Below are 10,414 nucleotides of genomic sequence, written 5' to 3'. Positions count from 1 at the left end.
ACATGGTGCCCTCGGCGTTCGTGGTTTTGGATGCGTTGCCGGTCACGGTGAACGGGAAGCTGGATCGCAAGGCTCTTCCGGTGCCGGAGCGGCCGGCGGGTGGTGGTCGTGGTCCGGTGACGGTGCGGGAGGAGATCTTGTGCGCGGTGTTCGCCGAGGTACTCGGGCTGGATGCGGTCGGCGTCGACGACAGCTTCTTCGACCTCGGCGGTCACTCGTTGCTGGCGGTCACTTTGGTCGAGCGGTTGCGTGAGCGTGGTGTGTATGTGGATGTGCGTACGTTGTTCACGGAGCCGACGCCGGCCCGGCTGGCCGCGGTGGAGGGTGTTGCCACGGTCGAGGTCCCCCCGTGCCTGATCCCCGAGGGTGCCGAGGTCATCACGTCTGAGATGGTGCCGCTGTCCGGCCTGACCACCGGGCAACTGGCCACCGTCGCGGCCGCGGTGCCGGGCGGGGCGGCCAACATCGCCGACGTCTACCCCCTCGCCCCCCTGCAGGAAGGACTACTCTTCCACCACCACCTCGACAACGGGGCGGGGCCGCACCCGTACGTGCTGGAACTGGTGTTGCGATTCGACCGCGAGGATCTCGCCCGCCGCTTCCTGGAGTGCTGGCAGCGGGTGATCGACCGGCACGACATCCTGCGCACCTCGTTCGCCTGGCGTGACCTGCCGCATCCGGTGCAGGTCGTGCATCGCCGCGCCGTGCTCCCGGTGTACGACGTCGACCTGGGTCCCGGACCGGCCGAGGGTGCCGAGGAGCGGCTGCTGGCGACCCCCATGGCCCCGATCGACCCGCACACCGCGCCGCTGATGAATGGGTCGCTGGCGGTCGTGCCGGGCACAGAGAGCCGCCTGGTCCTGCTGCGGGTCGATCATCTGGTCGTCGATCACATGGCCTACGCCGCGTTCCTCGACGAGGCCATCACCCTGATGGACGGTACGGGGCAGCCGCTCGCGCCGCCCACGCCGAACCGTGCCTTCATCGCCCAAGCGTTGCTGGGCGTGCCCCGCGAGGAGCACGAACGGTTCTTCGCCGAGATGCTGGGCGACGTGACCGAGCCGACGGCGCCGTTCGGGGTCCTCGACGTGCGCCAGGACGGCACCGACGTCACCGAGGCGGAGGTCCGGGCCGGCGCCGTCCTGGCCGACCGGCTCCGCGAGCAGGCCCGCCGTCTCGGCGTCAGCCCCGCCACGATCCTGCACGTCGTCTGGGCCCGGGTACTGGCGGTGACGGCGAAGCGGGACGACGTCGTGTTCGGGACCGTCGTGCTCGGCCGGATGAACGCCGGGGCGGGGGCGGACCGCGCGTCGGGTGTCTTCATCAACACGCTGCCGGTCCGGGCCCGGACCCGGGGTGTCGGGTTGCGGGCGGCGATCCGCGCCATGGGGCGTACGCTCGCCGACCTGATGGTCCACGAGCACGCCGGCCCGCAGTTGGCCCAGCGCGCCAGCGGGATCGCGGCCCCGACGCCGCTGTTCACGAGCCTGTTCAACTACCGGCACTCCGTACCACCGGCCGGGACCCCGGTGGAGGGCGTACGCATCGTGGCGAGCCGGGAGCGGTCCAACTACCCGCTGTCGGTGTCGATCGACGACTACGGGCCGGGCAGCGAGCACGGCTTCGGGATCGTGGTGCTTGCCGCGGCGCCGATCGATCCCGCGACGATCGCCGCCATGGTGCGCACCGTGACCGAGGCGGTCGTGACGGCCCTGGAGAAGCAGGTCTGACGCTCAGGCCGCACGGGTTCAGGCGGCCTTGGTGCAGCGGCGGGCGGCCCAGGCGGCCATGTGCGCCCGGGACCGCAGCCCGAGCGCGGTGCGGATGCTGCGGACGTGGGTCTCTACCGTGCGGACGGACAAATGCATCCGGTGGGCGATCTGCGAGTTGGCGAGCCCCTCCATCACCAGCCGCAGCACCTCCCACTCACGGGCGGTCAGCACGTCGTCCTCCGCGGTCGCCGCGTCCGGGACGGCGGCGTCGCGGGCGAGCAGGAGGATCTGACCGAGGTCGAGGCCCCGCCCGGACGTCAGGGCCGTGGCCGCCCGTGCCTTGGGCAGGATGCGGGTGGCGATGTCGTGGGTGTCCTCCAGCTGCCGCCGCCAGTCCGGGAAGAGGCGCAGCGCCGCGGCGGGCCTGTTCTCGGTACTGGCCATCAGCCGCAGCGCGCGTTCGAAGCTGTTGTCGCGGGCCGCGCAGAGGGCCAGCCCCAGCACGCCGTCGTAGAGGCCGGGCCCGTGCCCGGACGCGAGGGTCTCGTGGAAGAGCTGCTCGGCGTCGGCCAGGTCGTCCCGGGCCAGGGCGAGCGCACCGGCGGTGAGCAGGACCGCGCTCAGTTGTTCCGGCGGCGCCGCCGCCCGGATCGTCGCGAGGTTGGCCGCCAGCAGATCCGCGGCCGGACCGGGGTGTCCCCGGTGCAGCAGGTGCCGGGCGAGGTGACCCTGGCACATCGCGGCCAGCACCGCGTTGCCGTTGCGCCGGGCGGCCTCGAGGGCGGCGCGCAGGTCCGCGTACGCGTCGTCCCGGTCGGCGTACATCTCCTTGGCGATGCCGGCCAGCAGCAGGACCCGGGCTCGCTGATCCTCGTCGCAGTCCTGGCCGGCGACGGTCACGGCCTCGGCCACCAGTTCCAGGGCGAGCCGGTCGTGCCCGTGCCAGCAGGCGAGCGAGAGCGCTCCCTCCAAGGCGTGCCCACGGCGTGCGGAGGTGGATTTCGTGACCTGCAGCGCGTTGCGGACGATGTCGAGCGTCTCGCCGGCATCCTCGTTGGACAGCGTGTCGATCGCGGCGAGTGCCCCGGACAGGGAGAGCTGCCGTTCGTCGTCGGTGGCGCTCAGCCGGGCCAGCAGGCGGTGGATGGTGTGCCGTTCCCTGGCCAGCCGGCCCAGCGCCGTACGGGGCGGGGGCGAGATGGCCCGCAGTTCGTCCGTCCACTCGGTCATCCAGGTGGTGAGCCGGTCCAGTACGGCCGGTTCCTCGCCGCAGGCCGCGAGCTTCTGCTGGCCGAAACCGCGCAGGGACGCGGGCACCTCGAAGTCGGGCGACTCCTCGGTGCCGTCGGCCGCGGACGTGATCAGCGACTTGGCCTCGAGCCGGATCAGCAGGTCCGGTACCGTCTCGGCGAGCACGGGGTCGTCGGTGTAGGCGGTCCGGGCCGCCTCGGCGCTGCAGACGCCGGAGAGCAACGACAGCCGGCGGAACAGCCGCTGCTCGTCCGGGCACAGCTCGTCGTAGCTCCACTGCAACGCCGCCTGCCAGCTGCGGTGCCGGGCGTCGGCGGTGCGCCAGCCCTGGTTCAGCGCGGTCAGCCGGTCCGGCAGGCGTTTGCGGATCTCGGCCACCGGCAAGGCCCGGCAAAGCTGCGCGGCGAGTTCGAGGGCCAGCGGGAGGCCGTCCAGCCCGGAGCAGATCGCGCCCACGTCGGCGGCGTTCTCCTCGGTCAGCGCGAACTCGTGGTTGACCGCCGTGCAGCGGTCGACGAAGAGGCGGACGGCATCGGCGCGCAGGCAGCCGTCGAGGGGGTCGCCGGCGTCCGGGCTGGGCAGCGAGAGCCCGGAGAGCCGGTAGACGACCTCGCCCGACAGGCGCCAGGGCTCGCGGCTGGTCGCGACCACCCGCAGGCCGGGGAACCGGAAGAGCAGGCCGACGACCGAGGGCCCGCACACCTCGAGGACTCGCTCGCAGTTGTCCAGCAGGATGAGCTGCTCCTCGGTGCGTGCCGCGTCGCGCCGCAGCACGGGCGCGACCTGCTCCTCGACGGTCGCGGTGAGCGCCTCGACCATGCCCGCGGGCTCGAGCGCGGCCATCTCTGGGGCGCAGAAGTCGATGACCACGGTGCCCCGGTGGCTGGCTCGCTGTTCCTTCTTGGCCAGTTCCATGGCGACCCGCGACTTGCCGACACCGGGCGCCCCGGTGAGCGTGAGCAGGCGGGTGTTGCGCAGGATGCGACGCAGCTCCACCAAGTCGTACTCGCGCCCGATGAAGCTGCTCAGCTGGGTCGCGTTGTTGGCCGAGGCCACCACGGTGCCGACCTTCACCCGGCGCCGATAAGCGCGCTGACGGCAGGCGTTGGAACAGTAACGCGCGAGGGTCGTATTCTTTCTGACATTTCGCTGCGGGGCTATGGCCGCCTCGCAGGTGGCGCATCGTGGTGTCTCGTCGGCTGTTTTTTGCATACGCTTTCCCCTGCGGTGGAATTGTTTGCTGAACGTTGCGACCGGCGGTGACGGGAATTCATCTTCCGTGCCGCTGCCATTTTCCGGGAAAAGTGCTGATCGGCGGTGCCGAACCTCTGAAGGCGTTAGTCGAGCGATGGCTAGTCGATCAATGCCGGATTCTCTCGGCCTGAGTCAGCCGTCCGCCTGTCCATCCACGGTAGAACGCTCGCTCCCTTGGGTCGAAGACCTCCGCACCGGCTGGACGCGTTTGACTCTCCCGACATCGGCACCAACCGGCAAGATCGACCCGGAAAATGCTATCCCGGCGGTCAATTCCATTGCCCGATGGGGCAATTGAATTGCCCGATCGATCAATTCCATTGCCCGATCGGTCGGTCAGGCTTTCAGTGGGTGTTCTGCGAGACTTCGTCTCTTTTTAGCTTGAGTTGGCCTCTGGGGTGGCCGGTGGCCGTTTAGTGAGGGTGAACAGGCCGGATTCGGTGAGGATGCCGCGGTTGGCCAGGCGGTTCGGCTTGGCGCGCATGCCTTCGGTCTGCCGCGGTTCGGTGCCGGTGCCGAGGGTGCGGCAGACATCCCTGGCCCGCAGTCCGTCCCCGTTCTGCCCGAACGGGAGGCTGAACGGGACCTGTGCGGAAAGCCCGCTCCCGCGCGCCGGACCGATCGCCGTAACGGCGGCTGGCACCGAGGCAGCCGGGTGGATCAAGCCGGTTACCGTGGCCCGGTGAAGTTCGTGCGGTACGAGAAAGACGGTCACGTCGCCCGCGTCACCCTGGACCGGCCCGAAGTGCTCAACGCCATGAACCTCGCCATGCACGCCGAACTGGCTGATGTCTGGGACGACTTCGAGCGCGACGACGAGCTGTGGGTGGCCGTGCTGACCGGCGCCGGCGACCGGGCCTTCTCGGTCGGGCAGGACCTCAAGGAACTCGTGGAGCGGACCCGCGCGGGGACGGCGGCGCCCTCGACCTTCGGCAGCCGCGGCAAGCCCGGCTGGCCCCGGCTGACCGAGCGGTTCGACCTGGTCAAGCCGGTCGTCGCCCGGGTGCGCGGGTGGGCCCTGGGCGGCGGCTTCGAGCTTGCCCTGGCCTGCGACATCGTCGTCGCCGACGACACCGCGACCTTCGCGCTGACCGAGGCGCGGCTCGGGCTGATCCCGGGGGCCGGTGGCGTCTTCCGGCTGAGCCGGCAGCTGCCCCTCAAGGCGGCCATGGCTTATTTGCTGACCGGCCGGCGGCTCTCCGCCACCCGCGCCTGCGAACTCGGCCTCGTCAACGAGGTGGTGGCGCCGGAGGACCTGGATGCCTGCGTCGACGGATGGATCGCCGACATTCTCGCCTGCGCGCCCTTGTCCGTGCGTTCGATCAAGGAGGTCGTCGGCCGGTCGGCGCACCTGCCGCTGGCCGAGGCGTTCGCGGGCCACTACGACGCCGAGGACCTGCGGATGCACAGCAACGACGCGCTGGAGGGCCCGCTCGCGTTCGTCGAGAAGCGTGCGCCGAAGTGGACAGCGACCTGACCGGCCGCTCCGTCAAGCGCTGAGCGGCGCCGACTGCTCGGCGACCAGGGCCGCGAGCCGGTCGAGGCCGGTGTCGATCTGATCGGGGTACAGGGCGCTGCAGGACAGTCGCAGGCTGCGCGCGCCGGAGTCCGACCCCGGATAGAACTGGCTCATCGGCGTCCACAGGATGCGGTGCCGGCGGGCCGAGTGCTCGAGCAGCGCCTCGTCGGCCCGGAACGGCACCCGTACCGTGATGAAGAAGCCGCCGTTCGGCGACGTCCAGCTCAGGTCCGGCCGGCCGCCGAACCGCGCCTCGAGCCCGCGCAGCATCCGGTCCAGGTTGTCCCGGTACACGGCGGCGACCCGCTCGTTGGCGCGGACCAGGCTGCAATCATGGGCGAGCAGCCGGCCGCCGACGACGGCCTGACCCACTGCCGACGTGTTGACGGTGACCATGCTCTTGATCTTGGCGAGCTCGTCGGCGAGCCGGCCGATCCGGCGGCCGCCGTCGGTCACCGGCTGGTCGGCCACGACGAAGCCCACCCGGGCGCCGGGCATCACGGTCTTGGCGAACGAACCGAGGTAGACGACCTGGCCGCCCCGGTCGAGCGCCTTCAGGGTCGGCAGCCGTTCCCCGTGCGCCACATAGGTGCCGTACGGGTTGTCCTCGATCAGCAGCAGGCCCTGTTCGGCGCCCACCTCGATCAGCCGGTGCCGGTCCGCCACCGGCAGACACAGCCCGGTCGGGTTGGCGAAGTCGGGGATCACGTACAGGCAGCGCGGCCGTAGCCCGTCGGCCCGGGCCCGCGCGGCCACCCGGCGCAGGTCGTCGAAGTCCACGCCGTCCGGACCGGACGCCACCGGCAGCACCGGCATCCCGACGATCCGGGCCGCCCCGGTGAAACCCGCGTAGGTCGGCGCGACCGCCAGCGCGACGTCCGTGCTCTCCCGGCGCAGCGCGCGCAGGACGAGCACCATCCCCTCCTGTGCGCCGACGGTGACCACGAGCGACTCCGGCCCGGTTTCGATCCCCTCGTCGACCCGCAGGTACCGGGCAACCAGGTCGTTGATCATGCCCTTGGCCGGTCCGTACGAGAACAGCCTGCCGATCACGGCCCGTTCGTCGCCGCCGGAGGACTCCATCAGATGGGCCCGGTAACGCCGCAGGTCCTCCTCGGCGTCCTCCAGACCGGCGAACCGCTCGTCAGGCCGGCCCGCGGCGAACGAGATGGCGTCGGGGAACCGCATGGCGACCTCGTTGAGGAAGTTCATCGCATCCAGCAGCGGGTCGGACAGGGCGTCGGCCAGCTGCGACCGGGTGAGCTCCATGGCGCCACTGTTCGCCTGCCGCCGGCCGGCGCAGATCGGTACTGGCCCCCGTTACGAGCGGGCCCGGCGGCGCGCACCGTGTAACGGGGGCCAGTACCGATCTGCGTGCGTCGGCCCGGCTCCGACCATGAGGTCCCGGCGACCCATCCGGAAGCGAGTGCCACGCGTGGCGGGGAGACAGGTGATGTGGTGCGGCCTGCGCCGACGACGACAAGCGGGCGGAGCCTCGCGACGATCGGGCTCGACCTGGCCCGGGGCCTGACCCCCGGCGTGGTGGCCGGCCTCGTGCGGGCGGTCGAGACCGCCGAAGCGGGCACGGTCCTGGTCGTCCGCCTCGACGGCACGACCGGCGCCCCGGACCCGTGGCCCGGACCCGTCGGGACCGACCTGGTCGAGGACTGGGAACGCGCGCTGCACCGGCTGGAACACCTCGACGCCTTCACGATCGGGGTGCTCTCCGGCCGTGGCACGCAGGGCGCGCTGGAGGTGCTGCTGGCCACCGACCACCGGCTCGCGCTGCCGGACGCGGTGGTCGAACTCGCCGGCCGGCCCGAGGGCCTGTGGCCCGGGCTCGGGCTGCACCGGCTGGTCCAGCAGGCCGGGCTCGCCGGCGCCCGCCGCCTGGCCCTGCTGCCGCGCGACCTCGACGCGGCCGCGCTGCTGGCGGCCGGGCTGCTGGACGGCGTGGTCCCGGACGCCGACGCGGAGGTCGCCGAGATCGCCCACCGGCTGGCCGGTACGGAGGTCGCCGTCCGCCGCGGGCTGCTGCTCGACGCCGGGACCCGGGAGTTCGAGGACGCCCTCGGCGCCCACCTGACCGCCTGCGACCACGCCCAGCAACGATCGGCCGGCGCGCCGGACGGGGCGCGGGCATGACCCGGGCGATCGCCACGACCCCGGTCCTGTCCGGTGACCTCGCGACCGACCGAACGCTGCTGCGCGAGTTCCTCGGCGAGACCGACGAGCGGCTCGCGGCCCTGCCCGAGCCGTCGCAGCGGGACGAGGCCACCCGCGCGGAGGCCCGTGACCTGCACTCGGTCGCACGCCACCTGCGCACGGGCTTCCTGGCCGCGTACGCCGATCGGGTCTATGCGGAATTGACCGCGGGCCCGGCCGGGGCCGGCTACCGGGGCCTCGCCGACCTCGCGCAGAGCGCCGCGGAGTTGTTCCCCGGCCTCGCGCCGACGCCCGCCCAGATGGCCGAGGAGGCCCGGTTCGCGCAGAGCCACCGGGAGGGCCGCGAGATCGACCAGGGCATCCTCTTCGGCGGCCTGCTCGCCTCGCCCGGCTCCGGCCGCGCGCTCACCCGCGCGATGCTGCTGCCGGTGCCGCGGGCGATCGACCTGCTCGACGCGTTCCGCACCCGCGGCGAGGTCGTTCTCACCGCCGCCCGCCTGGAGCGCCGCGGCCGGGCCGGCCACATCACGATCACCAACGCGCACTGCCTGAACGCCGAGGACAACCAGCTCGTGGCCGACCTGGAGACGCTGGTCGACCTGGTGTTGCTCGACCCCGGCATCACCGTCGGCGTGCTCCGCGGCGGGGTCATGACCCATCCCCGCTACGCCGGGCGGCGGGTGTTCAGCGCCGGCATCAACCTCAAGGAGCTCAAGGCCGGGCGGATCTCCTTCGTGGACTTCCTGCTCCGCCGGGAGCTGGGCTTCCTCAGCAAGATCATGCGAGGGTTGCGGACCGGCGACGACTGGCACTCGGGCACCGTCCAGAAGCCGTGGCTCGCGGCCGTCGACACCTTCGCCATCGGGGGCGGCGCCCAGATCCTGCTGACCTGTGACCGCGTGGTCGCCGCCGGTGATGCCTTCTTCAGCCTGCCCGCGGCCCGGGAAGGCATCGTCCCCGGCGTGTCGAACCTGCGCCTCACCCGTTTCCTCGGCGCCCGCCCGGCCCGCCAGGTGATCCTCGGCGGACGCAAGGTGTGGGCCAAGGAACCCGATTCACGGTACGTGTTCGACGACGTCGTCGAACCGTCCGCGATGGACGCCGTGGTCGACGCCGCGGCGGCGGAGCTGGACAACCCGGCGGTGGCGGCGAACCGCCGGATGCTCAACCTGGCCGAGGAGTCCGAGGACGGCTTCCGGCTCTACCTGGCCGAGTTCGCCGTTCAGCAGGCGCTGCGCGCGTACGGCCAGGACGTTCTCGCCCGGATGCCGGGCTGACCGGGCGTAACGGTGGCGGGCGCCGATGCCCCCGCCTCGCGCCAGCACCGAGACTCGCAAAAGACCGACGTAGGGAAAGGGGCCCGGAAATGGTCGAGCTTCACGACGAATCCGTCTCTGGCAAGGCCACGGAGCCGCTCGGCATGCACGGACTGTCGGCCATTCTGTTCGGTCATTCGGCCTTTCAGTATCTCAACGCCGCCAACGAGCTAGGGCTGTTCGAGGACCTGCTGGCGGCCCCCGGGTCGAACCGGGAGCAGGTCGGCGCCCGGCTCGGGCTGGGCCGCCGTCCCATCGAGATGCTCCTGCTCGGCTGCACCGCGCTGCGGCTGCTGACCCGCGACGCCGACGGCGGTTACCACGTCTGCCCGGAGATCCGGCAGTTGGCCGACGACGGCGACTGGCAGCGCTTCAAGGACGTCGTGGACTTCGAGCAGCGCATCACCTACGAGGGACAGGCCGACTTCACGGAGTCCCTGCGGCGCGACACCAACGTCGGGCTCGACCGCATCCCCGGCACCGGCCGCGACCTCTATCACCGGCTCACCGAGAACCCCCGGCTCGAGACGGTGTTCTACCGGTACATGCGCTCCTGGTCGGAGCTGGCCAACCGGCACCTCGTCGAACAGGTCGACCTCGGCTCGGCGACGAGCCTGCTGGACTGCGGCGGCGGCGATGGCGTCAACACCATCGCCCTCGCCAAGGCCAACCCGCACCTGCGCGCCACCATCCTCGAGATCGAGGCCACCGCGCCGATCACCGAGAAGCGGATCATCGAGGCCGGCCTGGCCGACCGGGTGAACGTCCAGGTCTGCGAGATGTTCGAGGAACCGTTCCCGGCCGGGCACGACACGGTGCTGTTCGCCCACCAGATGGTCATCTGGCGCCCGGAGGACATCACCGTGCTGCTGCGCAAGGCGTACGACGCGCTGCCCGAGGGCGGCCGGGTCGTCATCTTCAACTCGATGTCCGACGACACCGGCGACGGCCCGCTGATCGCCGCGCTCGACAGCGTCTACTTCGCCTGCCTGCCGGTCGAGGGCGGGATGATCTGGCCCTGGTCCCAGCACGAGGAGTGCCTGCGGGAGGCGGGTTTCTCCGGCATGGAGCGCTTCAAATGCCCCACCTGGACCCCCCACGGCATCATCGTCGCCACCAAATAGCCCTCCACAGGAAGCGCGGCAGCGGTCGGCGGCCCCTCGCCTGCTGTGTCGCGCTGTTCTGTGTCATCGCGT

8 protein-coding genes are annotated in these 10,414 nt (G+C 71.7%); 5 read left to right on the top strand and 3 right to left on the bottom strand.

Annotated features, from left to right (window positions below; translation table 11 throughout):
* Window positions 1-1,730, top strand: a 1,730-nt coding sequence (locus ITX44_RS36295; RefSeq protein ID WP_236062309.1) for a condensation domain-containing protein, incomplete at its 5' end; no start/stop codon positions are given.
* A gap of 18 nt (window positions 1,731-1,748) precedes the next feature.
* On the opposite strand, the gene ITX44_RS42885 is transcribed toward ITX44_RS36295, so the two are convergent.
* Both ITX44_RS42885 and ITX44_RS36285 read right to left on the bottom strand, forming a co-directional pair.
* A complete protein-coding gene (locus ITX44_RS42885) occupies window positions 1,749-4,037 on the bottom strand; it encodes an ATP-binding protein (protein WP_205363467.1) in 2,289 nt (762 codons plus the stop codon).
* A 556-nt stretch (window positions 4,038-4,593) separates the two neighbouring features.
* The gene (locus ITX44_RS36285; RefSeq protein ID WP_205363466.1) at window positions 4,594-4,881 is read right to left on the bottom strand and encodes a hypothetical protein; all 288 of its coding nucleotides are present in this window, start codon (window positions 4,879-4,881) and stop codon (window positions 4,594-4,596) included.
* Window positions 4,882-4,899: 18 nt separating this feature from the next.
* On the opposite strand from ITX44_RS36285, the gene dpgD reads away from it, so the two are divergent.
* Entirely contained in the window at window positions 4,900-5,694 is a 795-nt protein-coding gene (gene dpgD / locus ITX44_RS36280; protein ID WP_205363465.1) for an enoyl-CoA-hydratase DpgD, read from the top strand.
* A gap of 12 nt (window positions 5,695-5,706) precedes the next feature.
* Here dpgD and ITX44_RS36275 read toward each other — a convergent pair whose 3' ends face one another.
* Entirely contained in the window at window positions 5,707-7,005 is a 1,299-nt protein-coding gene (locus tag ITX44_RS36275; protein ID WP_205363464.1) for an aminotransferase-like domain-containing protein, read from the bottom strand.
* 189 nt (window positions 7,006-7,194) lie between these two features.
* Between ITX44_RS36275 and dpgB the strand changes: the two genes are divergently transcribed.
* The 3 genes from dpgB to ITX44_RS36260 all read left to right on the top strand — a co-directional run bounded on the left by dpgB (window position 7,195) and on the right by ITX44_RS36260 (window position 10,342).
* Window positions 7,195-7,881, top strand: a complete 687-nt coding sequence (gene dpgB / locus ITX44_RS36270) for an enoyl-CoA-hydratase DpgB (protein WP_205363463.1) — start codon at window positions 7,195-7,197, stop codon at window positions 7,879-7,881.
* Window positions 7,878-9,179 (top strand): (3,5-dihydroxyphenyl)acetyl-CoA 1,2-dioxygenase DpgC, encoded by a 1,302-nt coding sequence (dpgC, locus tag ITX44_RS36265; RefSeq protein ID WP_205363462.1) that lies wholly within the window; start codon window positions 7,878-7,880, stop codon window positions 9,177-9,179. Before dpgB ends, dpgC begins: the two co-directional genes overlap by 4 nt.
* 89 nt (window positions 9,180-9,268) lie before the next feature.
* Window positions 9,269-10,342 (top strand): methyltransferase, encoded by a 1,074-nt coding sequence (locus ITX44_RS36260; protein ID WP_307795649.1) that lies wholly within the window; start codon window positions 9,269-9,271, stop codon window positions 10,340-10,342.
* The last annotated feature ends 72 nt before the right edge of the window (window positions 10,343-10,414 follow it).

This window comes from Actinacidiphila acididurans (assembly GCF_016918855.1).
GTDB classification, from domain to species: domain Bacteria; phylum Actinomycetota; class Actinomycetes; order Streptomycetales; family Streptomycetaceae; genus Actinacidiphila; species Actinacidiphila acididurans.
This window is presented reverse-complemented; position numbering and strand designations above follow the sequence as displayed.